Here is a 17898-nt window from a genome sequence, read left to right on the forward strand (position 1 = left end):
GTTAGTTGTACAGCGCCTCAACAGCGTTGATAACGTCACCGACGGTGCGCACGCTCTTGAAATCTTCCGGATTGATCTTCTTGCCGGTGATCTTTTTCATTTCTACCACCATATCGACAGCGTCGATGCTGTCGATATCCAGGTCTTCGTACAGTCGTGCTTCCGGGCTGATCTGGTCTTTGTCCAGACCAAACAGGTCGCACAGGACGCGGGTGATGTGGTTCTGGATTTCGTCTCTGTTCATGATGTCAGGATCCTGCTTTGCTCTCTGCCACAGTGTGGGGGTGATTATCTGCATTTGCCGATAACTTTGCTTGCCTCTGAAGGTCGCAACCCGTCACTGCCTTATTAAAAAATTGCTCCAGCTCATGAGTGAGCTGACGTGCCGCCATAGCCTGGTTTTCCGCCCTGGCATACTGATCGATCTGTATAACAGGTAAGACTTCCAGCGTCATGCGTACACGCCGCTCGGGTACCTGATACCACTTGATTTCCTTGGTCAGCGCTGGTGGCTCGCAACGGATCACCACTGGCCGGATCGGCGTCGCGGTCTTGATGGCGATATTGGCAGCACCACGCTTTAGCTGAATGCTTTCACCGGCGACTGTGCGAGTGCCTTCCGGGAACACAATCAGGTTGTTGCCAGCCCGAAATGACTCACCTGCCGCAGCGATCACCTGTTCGGGAGAGCTGTTGGCAATATAACCGGCCAGCCGGATCGGCCCCCAGGTAAAGGGGTTGCGCAGCAGCTTGCCTTTCACCACACAGTCGGCCTGGCGGGCAAACGCGATCAGGAAAATGGTATCAATCAGCGATGGGTGGTTAGCCAGAATCAGTTGGCCGGGCTGCTGCAGCCAGTGGCGATTTTTCACCTCGTAGGTCATCACCCCCACCGCTCGCATCAGCTGGATAAACAGGTACATGGCACCACTGGAAACCGCTTTGCCAAGCCGCTGGCGCTGGCGGGGATTACGGATCAGCAGGATCAGCAAGGGGCTGATCAGCAGTGCAATCACCGCACCTCCCAGCCCAAACATGGCAAAGCAGAAGCTGGTGGCGAGCACTCGCCATGTCATGCTCAGCAGCCGGATCATTGTGGCCTGATTCCATCTTCTGAAAAGTCACAGCGTTGCAGCCGCACCTGTCCCAGTTGGGCGCTATCCGCCTGGCCGCTCAGTAAGGCAAACATGGCATTCAGTTGGGCACTTAATGACACTGCTGGCTGTTCATCCGCAGCACGGCCAAAGTTCAGTTGATACTGCGGCGGGGCGGATTTTTCCAGCAGCAGTGCCAGTGCATATTCGTGTTCGGGTTCCAGCTCGGTGTCACCGTAGATTGCCGGTAACGGCTGGTCGTAGATCACACAGAGTGCCGTGTCACTGTCAGCATCGTTCAGCACCATGGCGGTTTCGGCGATGGCATTGGCAATGCCGTCCGGGCCCGCTGCAATCGCGCTGATATTGCTGGTATTGCCGGTGCTGATCGACAACATGCCGCTGATGGCATTGTGCACCGACAGGCTGAACTGCATTGGTGATGGCGTTTCGCCATTGTGCAGGGCGGTGAGAATTTCGATGGAGCGCTGGATTTCGCCATGACGGCTGCAAAACACCAGCGGCATAACCGGCTGTGGTTCAAGCAGCGCAGCACAGGCGGAAATCGCCATTTTGCCCTGTTCACCCAGACGTCGCCGCATCATCGGCGGAATCAGTCCCAGTGCTGGCGCCTCGACCCGCTGGCCAAAACAAGCGGCTTCTTCAGCGGCAGGCATCCAGACGGCCCAATCCCTGATGCTGAATTTGATACCAGACATGGAACACTCTCATCCATATAATTGGCCGCGTATTGTACTGGCCAACGGTCGTCAGGCAAGCGTGGTGGCGGTTCTGGCAGCTTTATGAAATCAATTTTTCAAACAATTCCGCTAATGGTTGAAACAGCCACTAGGCCGTCAGGCTGGTTGTTGTGGTGCTCGCTGGCTGAGATTCCACTGCCGGTTGAGCTGGACTGGCTGAGCCTTTCCGAACAGCAACGACTGTCGAAGCTGAGTTCGCCACGCCGTCGAGAGACCTTTTTACGCGGCCATTATGGCCTGCGGCTGGCACTGGCCGACTGTCTTGGAGGCAGCATCAATGACTGGCTGATCGAACAGCTGGACAGTGGCGCACTGCAGTTGGCGTCTACGGGCCACCAAAATATCGGTGTTTCTATTTCCCATTCCGGCGACTGGTTGGCTTTGGCGATTTCAGCGGTTGGCCCGGTTGGTGTTGATATCGAACAGATCAAACCCAGGCCATCGCTGGCAGAGCTGTTGGCTGACTATGCTGCACCCGCCTTGCAACACGCCTGTGCCGAATTGCCTGGAGCCGAACAGCTGCGGCTCTGGTATCGCTGGTGGTGCAGTTACGAAAGTTGGGTCAAACAACAAGGGCGCGGAATTGATCTGGCCGAGTTTGGCCGCATGACGCTGGAGGTTGTCGACGAAGGAGATTTGCCTGACGACTGTAAGACACTGTGTCTTGAACAAGCGGAGCTGATGCTGGCGGTGAGTGGGGAAGCCATCCGTGCAGGGTCTCCGGAGCTGCCCGTGTATCGGGTTATTAGCTGATACACGGGCAGCTCCGGCCTGAGTTTATAAGCCCATTGGGCGAATGGATGGCGCCATCAAACGTTGCAGAAAACGGTTTTGAGATGGGGCTGGCGTTGAGGCTGGTGTTGCGGCTGTTGCAGCCGTCATGGTCGCTGATGCCGTATCGTCAACGGAGTAGTAGGTATATGCGAATCCACCACCGTCTGTGACAGGGTTGAGCACTGCCTCGACGGATGGGAAGTAGGTGTACATTTCTTCAATATCTATCTCATCAATAACCAGATCCAGCCCCGGCAAAGCGTCGAATGCCGGAAACTCAATTGTCTGGCTACTGGCTGCCAATTGGCGATAGTCCATCAGAATAACGCTGATTTCCTGGCTGTCTGCCAACGTCGCTGAGCCTGTCAGATCAAGGGAAAGGGTACTGGTGTCGAGACTATCCAGCTGGTAACCGCTGACTTCAACATCGCCTGCAAAGGCACCACTGAAAGACAGCGTATAGTTTTCCGGGTCCGCCAGCAGTTCCGGCAGCTGGGTGTCCAGTTGCTTGTTATAGTCGTAGACCAGCAGGTCGCTTAGGCCACGTTGAATCCGGCTGTAGCGCGAGTTAAGTACCTCGCAACTGCTGCTGTTACTGAAATCCACCAGTTTTGAGCCTCGCCGACTACTGGAAGTAAGTACCAGCAACTGGGAATCTGCCAGACTGGCACCGGAATAGAACGAAGTATAGTCGGGCACAGTAATCTGTTGGCTGCTGCCCAGGGATACATGACTGTCGGAGAGCTTCAGTAACAACTGGTCACCATCGTTAAATGACAGCTCGTCATTGCAATAAAGGTAGTAGTTCTCGTCCTGGCGCAAGGTCAGCATCACGGCTACCGGGTCGTCGGTCGCTGAGGTCTCCAGAGTAAAGGAGCTGTCGTAAATATCCTCGTCAATCTGGTCGGTTATATCGCCGTCAATCAAGACAACGTCATCTTCGGTAAGAGTAAACGTCAGGCTGCGGGTGACGGTCTCTGTTGATTCTTCTTCACAGAGATCCTCGGCTGTCTCGGGCACTTCACCAAAGCTGTCAACAAGCCAGCCAAACAAGGTATCCGGGTAGCGACCAATCGCGAACTGCGCGTTATCTCCCTCAAGGCAGCCTATTGCCAGGCTGAATGTATCGCCGCTGCCCAGGCTAACGGAAGTGGCGGTGGTTATCTGTTGCCAGTCGTCGTTGTTAACCTGATAAGCCAAATAGCCATTGCTGATTGCCGGAAACGAGAGGGTTGTTGGTTCGGAAGTGCTATTGCTGCTGCTACCACCGCAGGCGGTCAGAGAGGCTACCGCTGCGCACGCCAACAGACGTGTTGTTGAATGAGGCCAGAAAGGTGTCACACGAGATCCTTGTGTCAGTTTTGTGAGTAAGCGTTGAATATAATATGACAGTTCGATAATTAGCCATAAAAAAACGCCACCTGACGCAAGTCAGGTGGCGTTTTGGAGTGGCTTGCGGAGGGCTAATTACCCCTGCAGCAAACCGATATCGGCGATACCCACAAACATACCGCGCAGTTGCTTCAGCAGCGCCAGACGGTTGTTTTTTACGGCTTCGTCGTCGGCCATAACCATCACGTTGTCGAAGAATTCGTCAACCACGTTGCGCAGCTGTGACAGCGCGTTGAGGGCACCTTGATAATCGCCACGCAGCAGCAGTGGTGACGTCAGGTCGGCGAGGCCGGTCATTTCTTCGAACAAGGCCTGTTCTTCGGCCTGTTGCAGCAGCGCGGCGTCAACCGCAGCAGTCACCTTGTCGCCGTCGTTTTTGGCGAGGATGTTGGAAACCCGCTTGTTGGCGGCCGCCAGTGCCTGGGCCGATTCAAGTTGGTAGAAGGCGTGTACGGCCTTGACGCGACGGTCGATATCCAGTGGCTTGGTGATGCCCAGTGCGCGAACGGACTGGAACACTTCGGCGGGGATATTTTCGTCGGCGTACCAGGCCGCAAAACGATCCAGCATGTATTCGGTCAGGGTCGCTTTGGTGTCGGCTTGCAGTTCGACTGCCCAGTTGTTGTCCAGCGCCCAGCCCAGCAGTTCTGTCAGATCAATATCAATCTTCTTCTCAACCAGAATACGCAGCACGCCCAGTGAGGCACGACGCAGCGCATACGGGTCTTTGGAACCGGTTGGCAGTTGGCCAATACCAAACAGACCGGCCAGTGAGTCGAGACGGTCGGCCAGTGCAATGGCGGTACCTGTATTGCTGGCTGGCAGGGCGTCACCGGCGAAGGCTGGCATGTACTGTTCGATGATGGCTTCCGCCACTTCAGCATTTTCACCGTCGTGTTCAGCGTAGTACTTACCGGCCAGACCTTGCAGGTCGGTAAATTCAAACACCATGTTGGAAACCAGGTCGTTTTTGCAGAGTTTGGCAGCACGCTCAACCAGCGCGGTATCGGCCCCCATGGCGGCAGCGATTTTCTGACCCAGGGCAGAAATACGGCGCGCCTTGTCGGCGATTGAGCCGAGCTGGTTGACCCACACTACGTTTTCGAGCTTGGCGAAACGGCTTTCCAGCGTTTGCTTGCGGTCGGTATCCCAGAAGAACTTGGCGTCGGCCAGACGTGGACGAATCACCTTCTCGTTTCCGGCAATCACCTGCGACGGGTCTTTCGATTCGATGTTGGCCACGGTGATGAAGTTGTTCAGCAGCTTGCCGTCTTTCATCACGTGGAAGTATTTCTGGTGCTCTTTCATGGAAGACACCAGTGCTTCCGCTGGCACGGTGAGGAATTCTTCTTCAAACGAACCCGCTAGCGCCACTGGCCATTCGTTCAGCGCGGTCACTTCTTCGAGCAGATCGTCGCTGATCACGGCTTCGCCACCGAGTTTTTCACCTTCGGCCTTGACCTGCGCAGCGATCAGTTCGGAACGCTCGGCAAAGCTCGCCATGACAAAGGCACCACGCAGGGCTTCTTCGTATTCGGCGGGTGTATTGATCGCCACTTCGTGTGGGGCATGGAAGCGGTGACCACGGGAGGTGTGGCCAGACTGAATGCCGAGGATGTTGGCGTCGATGACGTCGTGACCAAACAGCATCACCAGCCATTGTGCCGGACGCACGAATTCAACCCGTGAAGCACCCCAACGCATACGCTTTGGAATTGGCAGCTTGTCGAGGCTGGCCTGGACGATGGCTGGCAGCAGCTCAACGGTGGCCTTGCCCTTAATCGTCCGCTGGATCATCAGCTTGCCCGCGTTTTTGCCTTCGGACTCGGGGGCTTCCTGCAGCTCAGCAGCGCTGGCACCGGCGCGTTCAGCAAAACCGATGGCCGCTTTGGTGAGGTTGCCGTCGGCGTCGTAGGCGATTTTGGCGGGTGGGCCAAACAGGGTTTCCTGTTGATCGTCCTGCTTGTCAGCCAGTGCCGCAATGCGCACGGCCATACGGCGTGGCGCGGCAAAAATTGCAACGCTGTCAGCGGCTAGGCCAGCGTCTTTCAGACCGTCAACAATACCGCTGGCAAAGGCTTCCGACAGGCTCTTGAGCGCCATCGGTGGCAGTTCTTCGGTACCCAGTTCAACCAGAAAATCTTGCGTCGCCATTACTTGCTCTCCTCTTTCGCGGCTTGCTGGGCTGCTTTTTCAGCTTCTTTCTGTTTGGCAGCGGTCCATTTCGCCAGCACTTCTTCACGAATGGTTTCTTCTGCCAGCGGGAAGCCTTTTTCAGCACGGCTGTCGTAGTAGCTGTGCGCCACGGCACGGGCGAGGGTACGGACGCGCAGAATATATCCCTGACGCTCGGTCACGGAGATCGCGCCACGGGCATCCAGCAGGTTGAAAGTGTGGGACGCTTTGAGGGTCTGTTCGTAGGCTGGCAACGGCAGGTTGGCAGCGATCAGACGGTTACAGTCTTTTTCGTACTGGTCGAAGGCCTGGAACAGGAAGTCGACGTCAGCGTATTCGAAGTTGTAGGTCGACTGTTCCACTTCGTTCTGGTGGAACACGTCGCCGTAGGTTACGGCCTTGCCATCCGGGCCGTAGGTCCAGACCAGGTCGTAAACGGAATCGACTTCCTGCAGGTACATGGCGATACGCTCAAGACCATAGGTAATCTCACCGGTTACCGGGTAACACTCAAGACCACCGGCTTGCTGGAAGTAGGTGAACTGGGTGACTTCCATACCGTTCAGCCACACTTCCCAGCCCAGACCCCAGGCGCCCAGGGTTGGCGATTCCCAGTTGTCTTCAACGAAGCGAACGTCGTGTACCAGTGTGTCGACGCCCAGTGCTGCCAGAGAGCCCAGGTAGAGATCCTGGAAGTTGGCCGGGTTTGGCTTCATCACCACCTGAAACTGGTAGTAGTGCTGCAGACGGTTGGGGTTTTCGCCGTAACGACCATCGGTTGGACGACGGCTTGGCTGGACGTAGGCGGAGTTCCAGGTTTCCGGGCCAACGGCACGCAGGAAAGTGTGAACATGGAAAGTACCGGCACCGACTTCGAGGTCGAGCGGTTGGTTAATCACGCAGCCCTGATCGGACCAGTACTCTTGCAGGGCCGCAATCATGCCCTGAAAGGTTTTGACGTTATGGCGACTCTGGCTCACAGCTTCTACCCCTGGGGAGATGTATCTGAAAAAACAAAGGCGGGGATTATAGCAGCGATATATCACGATCACAGAGGCAATTGGTTTGCTCCGTTGCGATTGCTTGCTGGCGCAGTTGGGCGTGGTCCAACCTGCAGGAGCAGCGAATTTCTGTAGGTCGGATAATCGAGCGCGCCGAGTGCCATCCACGGCACTGCCAGAGCGGCATTGTCAGATGGCAGCCGCTGCGCGTCTTTATCTGACCTACGAATTTCAGACCGGGCGTAGGCTGGGCCGTGCCCAGCAACTGTTGGGCTCGGCCCAGCCTACACAGCTGACCTACAACATAACACTGTAGAGGCTAGTAATACGGCAGGTAGATAGCGACTTCGGCGCCGCCTTTGGGCAGGTTGCTGCAGCTGATCTTGCCAATTTGCTCACCAAACTTGTGATGACGGGCGATTTCACCAACCAGATACAGGCCGAGGCCGCTGCCACCGGTTTTGGTGGTGATGGTTTCTCCGTTCAGTACGCTCTGGTCAAAACCGTGGCCGTTGTCCTGAATACGGAAAATCAGCCAGCCGTTGTCGATGGCGGCGGTGGCTTGCAAGCTGGTGGCCCCGGCCTGGGCGCTGTTGGTCATCAGGGTGATGAGTGCCATGTGGACCAGATCGTCACTGTAGAAGCCTTGCAGGTCTTCCGGAATATCGTTGGTGAACTTGATGTTGGGGAATTGCAGCTGAATCGAGCTGATGGCATCCAGCACGGTATCGTGGGGCCAGGCGTCGTCGAGCGGAAAATCACGTTCTTTTTCCATCCGGAACAGCGTCATCATCTGCAGGGTATCGTTTTGCAGCCGGTTGGTGTTCTGCAGCACCGGCTTGAGCAAATGGTGATAGCGCGCCGGAATCTGGCTGATGGCTTCCTGTTCACAGGCCAGCAGGGTTTGCAGCTGGTTTTTGAGGTCGTGGATGACTGCACCGACCATGTAGTCAAATTTCATGTAGCCAGCTCCTGGAGCAAGCGGGTGAAGTTGATTTTCAGGCGTTGATAACGTTCAAAGCGGCCATCGCTTTCTTCTACAGAGCCAATCCGCTGAAACAGCGGCCGACATTCACGGATCAGTTGCTGGCTCTCTTCGGCAGTGCAATCGCCCTGTTTGATCAGGCTGACCCGTACCTGGATCGAGTTCAACAGCACGCTGATACCGGCATCCGGATAGTTGACGGCTTCATCAAAGGCTTTCATGGCCGCGCGGAAGTCTCCATCTTCGTAGAAGCTGATACCTTCTGCATTGACGCGGTCGCTGTTTTGTTTGATTGATGCTTCATCCAGCCGTTGCATCTGTTTTTCCAGACTGGCGCGCTGGGCCGGGGTCAGCTCCATGCCTTCCATATTGCGCAGCACTTCGTTGGCCTTGACGTGTTCGCCGCACTTGATCAGGGTCGACGTCAGCGACAGGGCATCGTCTGCTTGTGGTGCTTCCATCTCATGGAACATGGCTTCGGCCATCGCCAGCGAGTGGCGGGCCTTGTCCGGTAGCCCCATGATGTAGTTGATCCGGGCTTCGGCCAGGTAACCGGCATATTGTATCGCGAACTGGTTGTTGAAGTCCGTTTGTAATTCGGCCAGCGCCCGCTGGGCTTTCTGTCCCAGCCGGCGGTTGGTGGCGAGATCCTGTTCCAGTAGCGGTTGTACGCAGTCAGCCAGTTTCAGATAAACATCGACGCTTTTGTAGCAGGAGTGACGGCCGAGCCGGATGGCTTGTTCATAGGCATTGGCAGCGATCAGCCAGTTGCCGTTCTGCTGCGCCAGCTCAGCCAGTTCGCGCTGGCGTAATACAGCTTTGGGGGAAATGCTGGCGGCCTTGCGCAGCAGCTGCTGGGCGTATTCCTTGTCACCAAGAGTCAGATAGATACGCGCCATCCAGTCGTAACACTGAACGTATCTGGGCTGCCGCTTGAGGGTGTCTTTTAACAGGGACAAGGCGCCCAGAGAATCGCCGAGCTTGTGCATGCAAATCGCCTGACCGAGACGGGCCCAGGAACGGTAGTGTTCGTTCAGCACGCTGGAATAAACCCGGATTGCGTTGTTGTATTCACCCAGATGCATGTACACCGGGCCAATTTGCCGCGCTATTGGTGCAATCTGGTTGGGGTGTCGCTCCATCAGCTGGTTGGCGATCTCTACCGCCCGCTGGTATTTCCTGGCGTCGATCATCTGCAGCATGTCCCACAGGTGATATTTACCTTGCATGATGCGCTTCAGTCGTTGCGCCAGCATTTGCGGGGTGATGGGTTTGGTCAGGTAGGCGTCCGGTTCGTATTCCAGTGCGCCCATCACCATGTCGGCGGCATTTTCACCGGTCACCATCACAAAGATCGAGGTCGCCTTGAAGCTGCCGCTGTAACGGGCTTCTTCGAGAATCTGTTGGCCGTCCTTGCCGCGGCCAAGGTTGTAGTCGGAAACGATCAGGTCGTACTCGCGTTGCTGGATTTTGGCGATCGCCTCGTCGCCCTCCACCGCGGTATCGATCTTTTCAGCACCCAGCTGCAGCAGCATCCGCTTGAGTGAGCCGCGGGACTCAACCATGTCATCAATGACAAGAATTTGCTTGCTGCTGAGCTGATCGCTGGGTTTGTTCATGGTTCACCTGTCGAATCTTCAGAACAGAGTGTAGCAGAGCTCTGCCAAGGCAAAGCTTGTCAGCAGTTTTTCAGGGCTTACACTGCGGCCGATAGATAGGCTGATCACTGAGAGCATGGTGTGGAAAAGATTAGCGGATACCTGACCATATTTCTGATTCGTTTGCTGGGATTGTTACCTCTGCAAGCGGCCCAGGCGATTGGCAAGCTGGTGGGCCGGCGGCTATACGCCAGTCGTACCCGGGCACGTGAAGTGGCGCGGGTAAACCTTGCCATGACCTACCCGCAGCTGAGTGAGTCCGAACGCGAAAACATGCTGCGTGAAACCCTGCTGCACAATGGCATGAGCGGCGCCGAAATGGGCGGTTTCTGGGGTAAAGGCCAGCAGGCTGCCTTGCGATACATCAAGCAGGTGCATAACCGCGAGCTGCTGGATGAAGCCCTCGCCAGCGGCCGTGGCCTGTTGATGATGGCTCCGCATCAGGGCAACTGGGAACTGATCAACTATTACCTCAGCGACGTTCTGAAGCTGACGGTGATGTTCAAACCGGCCAAGAACCCGGTGTTTGACCAGTGGATGCGCAATCGCCGTGAGTCGTCTGGTGCGATTCTGGTACCAACCACACCAACCGGCGTGCGGGCCTTGTTCAAGACCCTGCAGAATGGCGGCGTGGCCGGCTTTCTGCCAGATCAGGAACCCGAGCTGCGCAGTGGCGTGTTTGCGCCGTTTCTGGGAGTGCCGACATTAACACCACGAATGCCGTTTGAACTGTTGCAGCGCACCAAGGCGCTGGCGCTGTTTGCCTACACGGTGCGGCGGCCTGATGCTGATGGTTTTGATCTGTATTTTATGCAGCCGGATGAAGCCATCTACAGCGATGATGCTGTAACCGCCTGTGCCGCCTTGAATCGTTCGGTTGAAGCCGTGGTAGCTGCAGCCCCAGCGCAGTATCAGTGGACCTACAAGCGTTTCAAGCGGCAGCCTGAAGGTATGCGGAATCCTTACAAGGCAGCAAAGGTGCCCTGATCAGTGGTCAGGGCGTTTGCCAGTGAGGCAAGCAGAACAATCAGCCGCGCCAGAAGGCCGGGCTGACCAGTACCAGCAGGGTGAAAATTTCCAGTCGGCCAAGCAGCATGGTGAGCGAGCAGATCCACTTGGCGGCATCACTGATATCGCCGTAGTGAGTGGCTACTTCACCCAGCCCCGGGCCAAGGTTATTGAGGCAGGCACCGACTGCCGAGAAGGCAGTAACGTGGTCGAGACCGGTGGCCAGCAGCGCAATCATCATCACCATATAGGTGACAACATAAAGGGCAAAAAAGCCCCACACCGCTTCCAGTACCCGTTCCGCCACCGGTGAGCGACCGAGCTTGACCGGAATCACCGCATTGGGGTGGATCAGCCGTTTGATCTCACGGGAACCCTGTTTGAAGATCAGCAGCACCCGGATCACTTTCATACCACCGCCGGTGGAACCGGCACAGCCGCCGATAAAGGCCATCATAAACAGCAGCACCGGCAGGAAAATCGGCCACACCGAGAAATCGGCGGTGCCAAAGCCGGTGGTGGTTGCCACAGATACGGTTTCGAAAATGCCGTAACGAATGGCCTTCGGCAGTTCGTAGGTGTCGGTCAGCCAGAGCGCCGGAATCGTCAGCAGAATGCCGCCGGCCATCACGGTGAAAAAGAATTTCAGCTCGGAATCGCGCAGGTAATGCACCAGCGAATGGTAGCGCCAGGCAGAAAAGTGCAGCGCAAAGTTGAGCGACGAAATCAGCATAAACACCACCGCAATCATTTCGATAGCGGCGCTGTCGAAATAGCCGATGGAGGCATCGTGAGTCGAGAAACCGCCGATGGCGACGGTGGCAAAGCTGTGGCCAATGGCGTCGAAGGCATTCATGCCAGCCAGCCAGTAGGCAAAGGCGCAGGCGATGGTGAGACTGAGGTAGATGTACCACAGCGCCTTGGCGGTTTCGGTAATGCGCGGCGTCAGCTTGGAATCTTTCAGCGGCCCCGGCGTTTCAGCACGGAACAGCTGCATGCCACCAATACCGAGCATCGGCAAAATCGCCACTGCCAGCACGATAATCCCCATACCACCGAGCCATTGCAGCTGCTGGCGATACCAGAGAATGCTTTCGGGCAGGGCGTCGAGGCCGGTCATGATAGTGGCACCGGTGGTTGTCCAGCCCGACAGCGATTCGAAAAAGGCGTCGGTAAAACTCAGCCCCGGGGCTTCGGACAGCATAAAGGGAATCGAGCCCGACAGCGCCAGTACCATCCAGAACAGCACGGTAATCACAAAACCGTCGCGGGTACGCAGGTCATGGCGGGCATCGCGGACGGGCAGCCAGCAGAAAAAGCCCACCGCAAAGGTGATGCCGAGGGCACTGGTGAAGGCCATCAGCGCGCCGTCGTTGAACCACATCGACACCAGCATGGGCGGCAACATGGTGAGGCTGAACAGCATCAGGAATATGCCCAGAACGCGGGCAATAACCGTAAGGTGCATAGCGGCAAAAATCTCCCGTCGCTTGCCTCAGAAGAATCCCAGACCAACCTGGAACAGTTTCTCGACATCGGCGATGTGACGTTTGTCCATCACGAACAGGATCACGTGGTCGTCGGATTCCACCACCACCTCGCCGGTCGCCATGATGACCTCGTCACCACGGACGATGGCACCAATGGTGGTTCCCGGCGGCAGCTGGATGTCCTTGATGGCACGACCCACTACCTTGGAAGAAATGGCGTCACCGTGGGCCACCGCTTCAATGGCTTCGGCGGCACCACGACGCAGTGAGTGGACGTTTACCACGTCACCGCGGCGGACGTGGGTCAGCAGGCTGCCGATGGTGGCTGTCTGGGGAGAGATCGCAATATCAATCGCGCCACCCTGCACCAGATCGACGTAGGCGGCCTTGTTGATCAGGGTCATCACCTTGCGGGCACCGGAACGCTTGGCCAGCAGCGACGACATGATGTTGACTTCGTCATCGTTGGTGAGGGCGCAGAAAACGTCGGTGTTTTCGATGTTTTCTTCTTCCTGCAACGCCTTGTCGGTCGCTGTGCCCAGCAGCACCACGGCGTGGTCGAGGTTTTCGCTGAGGTAACGGGCACGCTGGCGATCACGCTCAAGAATCTTGATGTGGTAATCGTTTTCCAGTGCCTTGGCGAGGCGGTAGCCAATATTGCCGCCGCCAGCAATAAAGATGCGTTTGTAGGAATCTTCCTCGCGCCGCAGCTCGGCCATCACCTTCTTGATGTGGGCCTTGGCAGCCACGAAGAAGACTTCGTCATCGGCTTCGATAATGGTGTCACCGGTGGGCTCGATCGCCTTGTTGCGGCGGAACACTGCCGCCACCCGGGTATCGACATCCGGCAGGTGACTCTTCAGCTGGTTGATTGCCTGGCCCACCAGTGGGCCGCCGTAATAGGCTTTTACTGCCACCAGCTGCACCCGTTCGTCAGCGAAGTCGAGCACCTGCAGGGCGCCTGGGTATTCCAGCAGTCGGCGGATGTAAGTGGTGACGACCTGTTCCGGGGAAATCAGTACGTCGATTGGAAAGGCATCGATCCGAAACAGGTCTTTCTGTTTCAGATAGGCGCTGGAGCGAATGCGGCTGATCTTGGTCGGCGTACGGAACAACGAATAGGCCACCTGACAGGCCACCATATTGGTTTCGTCGGAGTTGGTGACGGCCACCAGCATGTCGGCATCGTCGGCACCGGCTTCCCGCAATACGTGGGGAAACGAGCCATGACCCGCGACGGTTTTGATATCAATACGATCCTGCAGCTCGCGCAGCCGCACCTGGTCGGTATCAACAACGGTGATGTCGTTCTGTTCGACCGCGAGGTTTTCCGCCAGGGTTCCACCCACCTGGCCCGCACCCAGAATAATGATTTTCATGCTTGCTCAGCGTCTCCATCAGGCAGGCTTGCAGCGCTGACGCCGGCAGAATCTGACTTTTGTAGCAGCGCAAAATAGAAGCCGTCAGTACCTGCGGGCGTCGGGAATAGTTGTCGACCGGCATTACAGGCGCTTCCCCACGGCTTGTCCAGTGACAAAAGCGCGATATCGTTTGCCAGTTTGGCATGGGCATCAACAAATGCCTCGATTTGCTGACTGTTTTCCTGCGGCAGTACCGAACAGGTGGCGTACAACAGCCGCCCGCCGGGTTTCAGCATGTTCCAGCAGGCTTCCAGAATCCGTGCCTGCACATCGGCCAGCTGCTCGATGTCTTCACGGCGGCGCAGCAGTTTGATGTCTGGATGGCGACGAATCACGCCGGTCGCGGAGCAGGGCGCGTCGAGCAGAATGGCATCGTACGGTTGGTCGTCCCACCAGCTTTGGTAATCAATCACGTCAGCACTGATCAGCCGGGCGTTCAGTTGTAATCGCTGCAGGTTCTGTTCGACCCGCTGCATCCGGCTGGCTTCAAGATCGACAGCGGTCAGTTCGATGTCGGCCAGTTCCAGCAGGTGACAGCTTTTGCCGCCGGGCGCGGCGCAAGCATCGAGAATGCGTTCGCCGTGTTGCGGTGCCAGCAGTTCGGCAGCGAGCTGGGCGGCTTCGTCCTGGACGCTGAAGTCACCGTCAGCAAAGCCGGGCAGCCGGGTGATGTCGCAGCGTTCGGCAAGGTAGATACCATGGCGACTGAACGGCGCTGGACGGGCTTCGATACCGGCTTGTTGCAGCCGTTCGAGATACGCCTCACGGCTGCCATGACGCTGGTTGACCCGCAGGCACAGCGGCGGTAATTCGTTGTTGTTGGCAAGAATCTGTTGCCATTGCTGTGGCCAGCCCTTGCTCAGCAGCTTCACCAGCCATTTCGGGTGGCTGGTGGCGGTGACCGGGTTATCCGCCAGTGGTGGCAGCAGCTGGTCGCGTTCGCGCAGGAAGCGCCGCAGACAGGCGTTCATGACACCACGAGCCTGGTCGTGACCCAGTTCGGAGACGGCTTCCACGGTGGCGTGAACGGCCGCGTGTTCGGCTTTCTGCTGGATATCCAGCTGATACAGGCCAACGATCAACAACTGATGCAGAATCGCCTGGTCGTTGTTGAAGGAGTTGTTCAACAGCATTTTGGCGATGGCATTGAGGCGCTGGTAATAACGACAGCTGCCTTGCAGCAGGTCGCGCAGGAAAGCGCGGTCATCGTCGCCGACCTGGGCTTCCAGGTCCGGCAGAATGGTGTTCAGCGAGGCTCCTTCGACCACCCGTTGCAGACCAATGGCGGCCAGCGCCCGGGCATCTGATGACGTCAGCCGTTTGGCTTTGGCCCATGGACTGCTGGCTGCAGCGGCTGAGCTGTTGGCCGGGTTGGCAGAATGGCTGTTCGAAGGAGGATTGGAAGCTGTCAAGGTTGGCTGGCCAGTACGTAGTTAGGTTGAAAGAGATTCGGCTGGCCATTAATGACGTCAGCCACGGCCATCGGCTTTTTACCGGCCAGCTGGATGCGTTGCAGCCGTAACAGACCTTGCTGGCAAACCACATCAATACCATCACGGCTAACGGCAGCAATGGTGCCGGGCTGCTGGCGCAGGGTTTGTGGCAAGGCTTCGGCCTGCAGCACCTTGATACGCTCGTTACCGAGCAGGGTGTAGGCCATCGGGAAGGGATTGAACGCCCGTACCCGCAGCGCCAGCTCGTCGGCATCCGCGCTCCAGTCGATCAGGGCTTCGTCCTTGCTGAGCTTGTGAGCGTAGTTGGCCAGTGCGTCGTTTTGCACTTCCGGCTTGAGTTCACCCGCCTGCAGTTGTTCGAGTGCCTGTAACAGTGCCGGTGGGCCCATTTCCGCGAGACGGTCGTGCAGACTGCCGCCGGTGTCATCAGCCAGAATGCCAGTGGTGATCTTGTGCAGCATGTCGCCGGTGTCGAGGCCGACGTCCATCTGCATGATGGTGATACCGGTGACCTTGTCACCGGCTTCGATACAGCGCTGGATCGGCGCAGCACCACGCCAGCGAGGCAGCAGCGAGGCATGAACGTTGAGGCAACCGGATTTGGGTGCATCCAGGATCACTTTCGGCAGAATCAGGCCGTAGGCCACCACAATCATCAGGTCGGCGTTGAGCGCCTGCAGCTGCTCAACATCGTCAGACTGTTTGAAATTGAGTGGCTGATACACCGGCAGCTGGTGTTGCAACGCCAGTTGTTTGACCGGGCTCGGCTGCAGCTTTTTGCCACGGCCAGCCGGGCGATCCGGCTGGGTGTAGACCGCAATGACGTTGTGTTCACTGTCGATCAGCGCCTGCAAATGAGCAGCCGCGAAGTCCGGCGTACCGGCGAAGATGATATTCAGGGCCATCAGCGACCGCTCCGGCGCGCGTCAGCCTTGTGTTTCTTCTCCAGTTTGTCCTTGATGCGGTTACGCTTGAAGGGCGAGATGTAATCGACCATCAGCTTGCCGTCGAGGTGATCGACTTCGTGCTGGATGCAGACCGCCAGCAGGCCGGTGCATTCCAGTTCGAACAGCTGGCCGTCCTTGTCGGTGGCTTTCACCAGGCAATGTTCGATACGGCTGACTTCTTCGTAGAAGCCGGGCACCGACAAACAGCCTTCTTTCATGGTCTCGAGATCACCGTCAAGAACGGTGATCTCAGGATTGATAAACACCAGCGGCTCGCTTTTGTCTTCGCTGACGTCGATGGTGATAATTCGCTCATGGACATTGACCTGGGTCGCCGCAAGGCCAATTCCAGGTGCATCGTACATGGTTTCGAACATATCACTGACGATCTTGCGAATTCGATCATCAACCTGAGCGACAGGTTTCGCTACAGTGCGCAGTCGTGGATCCGGATATTCAAGAATTGGGAGTAATGCCATAGCTCTCGGTACTTATAGAACTTGGTGCTGATGGCTTGTTACACTTGGGCAGCTTGCAAGCAATGGCTCAAATTTGCCAATGCGTCAGCACGCCATGCCACCAACCCGGTGATTTCAGTTTATTTCAGTACGGAATGATAAAGGGAATAGAGGATGAGCAAAACCATCATGCGCTTGCTGGCTATTGGTCTGATTGGATTTTCCATCAGTGCTTCAGCCCTGCAGCTGCTACCGGATGCGCCAAAGCAGTACGTTATAGTGAAGGGAGATACCCTTTGGGACATCTCGGCCAAGTTCACCAACGACCCTTGGCAGTGGCCAGAAATCTGGTATCAGAACACCCAGATCAATAACCCTCATCTTATTTTCCCTGGCGACGTGATTGGTCTGATCAACGTAGACGGTGAAACCCGCGTGGGTGTGATCTCCCGTGGCGACGCCAGCCGCACTGTCAAGCTAAGCCCGGGAACGGTCAAATTACAACCAACAGCGCGGATTGAGTCGATCGAAGCAGCGATTCCGGCGATTCCGGTCAGTGCCATTCGTGGTTATTTGACCGAACACCGGATTGTTGACGCAGAGCTGCTGGATAAAGCGCCGCACATTATCGCTGGTGCTGATGAACATCTGGTGATGGGCGCTGGTAACACGGTATATGCCCGCGGCGATCTCTCGGAGCATACTGCCGATGCTTACGGCATTTTCCGTCGCAGCCAGGTCTATACCGACCCGGTGACGGGTGAAGTGCTGGGTCTGGAAGCTATTGATGTGGGTCTGGCACGAGTACGTGCCCGCAACAACGACATTGCCACTATCGACCTGGATCGTACTTCCCAGCAGGTTTCCATTGGTGATTTACTGCTGCCAACGGAAGATCGTGAACTGATGACCCAGTTCTTCCCGAAATCGCCGAAGCGTAACGTCAGTGGCCAGATTATGGCAGTCTCCGGTGGTGTGACCCAGATTGGCCAGTTCGACGTAGTGGTACTGAACCGCGGCGAACGTGACTATTTGGAGCCGGGTGACGTACTGGTGATCAACAAGGCTGGTGCGATTGTGCTGGACCGGGTAGCGGATGAAAAAGTCCAGCTGCCGGAAGAACGTGCCGGTACCATGATGGTGTTCCGTACCTTTGAAAAACTGTCCTACGCGCTGGTAATGAAAGCCACTCGTCCAATGCGCGTTGGCGACCGTTTTGCCAATCCCTGATAGGCCTGTTTGATTGGCAGTTGAACTGATTAATTGATTATTAACGGGTT

General features: G+C 56.8%; 16 protein-coding genes. 3 read left to right on the forward strand and 13 right to left on the reverse strand.

Going from position 1 to position 17898, the window contains the following annotated elements:
- Position 1: 1 nt before the first annotated feature.
- From K6123_RS01200 to K6123_RS01210, 3 genes are read right to left on the reverse strand one after another with little or no spacing between them, the layout of a single operon-like run.
- Positions 2-244: an acyl carrier protein gene (locus tag K6123_RS01200; protein WP_221793308.1), complete on the reverse strand. Its 243-nt coding sequence runs from the start codon at positions 242-244 to the stop codon at positions 2-4.
- Between the two features lie 4 nt (positions 245-248).
- Positions 249-1076 carry a lysophospholipid acyltransferase family protein gene (locus tag K6123_RS01205; protein WP_221793310.1) on the reverse strand — a complete coding sequence of 276 codons (828 nt, stop codon included), beginning with the start codon at positions 1074-1076 and terminating at the stop codon, positions 249-251.
- 14 nt (positions 1077-1090) lie between these two features.
- A complete protein-coding gene (locus tag K6123_RS01210; RefSeq protein ID WP_221793312.1) occupies positions 1091-1813 on the reverse strand; it encodes a beta-ketoacyl synthase chain length factor in 723 nt (240 codons plus the stop codon).
- 84 nt (positions 1814-1897) lie between these two features.
- On the opposite strand from K6123_RS01210, the gene K6123_RS01215 reads away from it, so the two are divergent.
- Entirely contained in the window at positions 1898-2608 is a 711-nt protein-coding gene (locus K6123_RS01215; protein ID WP_221793314.1) for a 4'-phosphopantetheinyl transferase family protein, read from the forward strand.
- A gap of 24 nt (positions 2609-2632) precedes the next feature.
- Here the strand turns inward: K6123_RS01215 and K6123_RS01220 are convergent, their stop codons facing one another.
- From K6123_RS01220 to K6123_RS01240, 5 genes are all read right to left on the reverse strand, one after another.
- Positions 2633-3970 carry a hypothetical protein gene (locus K6123_RS01220; protein WP_221793316.1) on the reverse strand — a complete coding sequence of 446 codons (1338 nt, stop codon included), beginning with the start codon at positions 3968-3970 and terminating at the stop codon, positions 2633-2635.
- Between the two features lie 126 nt (positions 3971-4096).
- Positions 4097-6175 (reverse strand): glycine--tRNA ligase subunit beta, encoded by a 2079-nt coding sequence (glyS, locus tag K6123_RS01225; RefSeq protein ID WP_221793318.1) that lies wholly within the window; start codon positions 6173-6175, stop codon positions 4097-4099.
- The gene (glyQ, locus tag K6123_RS01230) at positions 6175-7176 is read right to left on the reverse strand and encodes a glycine--tRNA ligase subunit alpha (protein ID WP_343223941.1); all 1002 of its coding nucleotides are present in this window, start codon (positions 7174-7176) and stop codon (positions 6175-6177) included. Before glyQ ends, glyS begins: the two co-directional genes overlap by 1 nt.
- Positions 7177-7516: 340 nt before the next feature.
- Entirely contained in the window at positions 7517-8158 is a 642-nt protein-coding gene (locus K6123_RS01235) for a sensor histidine kinase (protein ID WP_221793320.1), read from the reverse strand.
- Complete coding sequence (locus K6123_RS01240) at positions 8155-9801, reverse strand: response regulator (protein ID WP_221793322.1); 1647 nt, start codon at positions 9799-9801, stop codon at positions 8155-8157. Before K6123_RS01240 ends, K6123_RS01235 begins: the two co-directional genes overlap by 4 nt.
- A gap of 120 nt (positions 9802-9921) precedes the next feature.
- Here K6123_RS01240 and K6123_RS01245 point away from each other — a divergent pair, with 120 nt between their 5' ends.
- A complete protein-coding gene (locus K6123_RS01245) occupies positions 9922-10827 on the forward strand; it encodes a lysophospholipid acyltransferase family protein (RefSeq protein WP_221793323.1) in 906 nt (301 codons plus the stop codon).
- A gap of 40 nt (positions 10828-10867) precedes the next feature.
- Here K6123_RS01245 and K6123_RS01250 read toward each other — a convergent pair whose 3' ends face one another.
- From K6123_RS01250 to def, 5 genes are read right to left on the reverse strand one after another with little or no spacing between them, the layout of a single operon-like run.
- Complete coding sequence (locus tag K6123_RS01250) at positions 10868-12316, reverse strand: TrkH family potassium uptake protein (protein ID WP_221793326.1); 1449 nt, start codon at positions 12314-12316, stop codon at positions 10868-10870.
- 27 nt (positions 12317-12343) lie between these two features.
- On the reverse strand, positions 12344-13717 hold the full coding sequence (gene trkA / locus K6123_RS01255; RefSeq protein ID WP_221793328.1) for a Trk system potassium transporter TrkA: 1374 nt from the start codon (positions 13715-13717) through the stop codon (positions 12344-12346).
- Entirely contained in the window at positions 13714-15171 is a 1458-nt protein-coding gene (gene rsmB / locus K6123_RS01260; RefSeq protein ID WP_246624555.1) for a 16S rRNA (cytosine(967)-C(5))-methyltransferase RsmB, read from the reverse strand. The genes trkA and rsmB overlap by 4 nt, the downstream gene beginning before the upstream one ends.
- Positions 15168-16118, reverse strand: coding sequence for a methionyl-tRNA formyltransferase (gene fmt, locus K6123_RS01265; RefSeq protein ID WP_221793330.1), 951 nt, complete (start codon positions 16116-16118; stop codon positions 15168-15170). Before fmt ends, rsmB begins: the two co-directional genes overlap by 4 nt.
- A complete protein-coding gene (gene def / locus K6123_RS01270) occupies positions 16118-16639 on the reverse strand; it encodes a peptide deformylase (RefSeq protein ID WP_221793332.1) in 522 nt (173 codons plus the stop codon). The genes fmt and def overlap by 1 nt, the downstream gene beginning before the upstream one ends.
- A 153-nt stretch (positions 16640-16792) precedes the next feature.
- Here def and K6123_RS01275 point away from each other — a divergent pair, with 153 nt between their 5' ends.
- Complete coding sequence (locus K6123_RS01275) at positions 16793-17848, forward strand: LysM peptidoglycan-binding domain-containing protein (RefSeq protein WP_221793334.1); 1056 nt, start codon at positions 16793-16795, stop codon at positions 17846-17848.
- Positions 17849-17898: the final 50 nt, after the last annotated feature.

The sequence above is a fragment of the Oceanobacter mangrovi genome, assembly GCF_019740315.1.
GTDB classification, from domain to species: domain Bacteria; phylum Pseudomonadota; class Gammaproteobacteria; order Pseudomonadales; family Oceanobacteraceae; genus Oceanobacter; species Oceanobacter mangrovi.

What these genes read in the sequence shown, in the direction of transcription:
- K6123_RS01250 (WP_221793326.1), bottom strand. Translation starts at nt 12,316, where the DNA reads ATGCACCTTACGGTTATTGCCCGCGTTCTGGGCATATTCCTGATGCTG.
- K6123_RS01215 (WP_221793314.1), top strand. Translation starts at nt 1,898, where the DNA reads ATGAAATCAATTTTTCAAACAATTCCGCTAATGGTTGAAACAGCCACT.
- K6123_RS01210 (WP_221793312.1), bottom strand. Translation starts at nt 1,813, where the DNA reads ATGTCTGGTATCAAATTCAGCATCAGGGATTGGGCCGTCTGGATGCCT.
- fmt (WP_221793330.1), bottom strand. Translation starts at nt 16,118, where the DNA reads ATGGCCCTGAATATCATCTTCGCCGGTACGCCGGACTTCGCGGCTGCT.
- K6123_RS01235 (WP_221793320.1), bottom strand. Translation starts at nt 8,158, where the DNA reads ATGAAATTTGACTACATGGTCGGTGCAGTCATCCACGACCTCAAAAAC.
- trkA (WP_221793328.1), bottom strand. Translation starts at nt 13,717, where the DNA reads ATGAAAATCATTATTCTGGGTGCGGGCCAGGTGGGTGGAACCCTGGCG.
- K6123_RS01240 (WP_221793322.1), bottom strand. Translation starts at nt 9,801, where the DNA reads ATGAACAAACCCAGCGATCAGCTCAGCAGCAAGCAAATTCTTGTCATT.
- K6123_RS01275 (WP_221793334.1), top strand. Translation starts at nt 16,793, where the DNA reads ATGAGCAAAACCATCATGCGCTTGCTGGCTATTGGTCTGATTGGATTT.
- def (WP_221793332.1), bottom strand. Translation starts at nt 16,639, where the DNA reads ATGGCATTACTCCCAATTCTTGAATATCCGGATCCACGACTGCGCACT.
- K6123_RS01200 (WP_221793308.1), bottom strand. Translation starts at nt 244, where the DNA reads ATGAACAGAGACGAAATCCAGAACCACATCACCCGCGTCCTGTGCGAC.
- K6123_RS01205 (WP_221793310.1), bottom strand. Translation starts at nt 1,076, where the DNA reads ATGACATGGCGAGTGCTCGCCACCAGCTTCTGCTTTGCCATGTTTGGG.
- glyS (WP_221793318.1), bottom strand. Translation starts at nt 6,175, where the DNA reads ATGGCGACGCAAGATTTTCTGGTTGAACTGGGTACCGAAGAACTGCCA.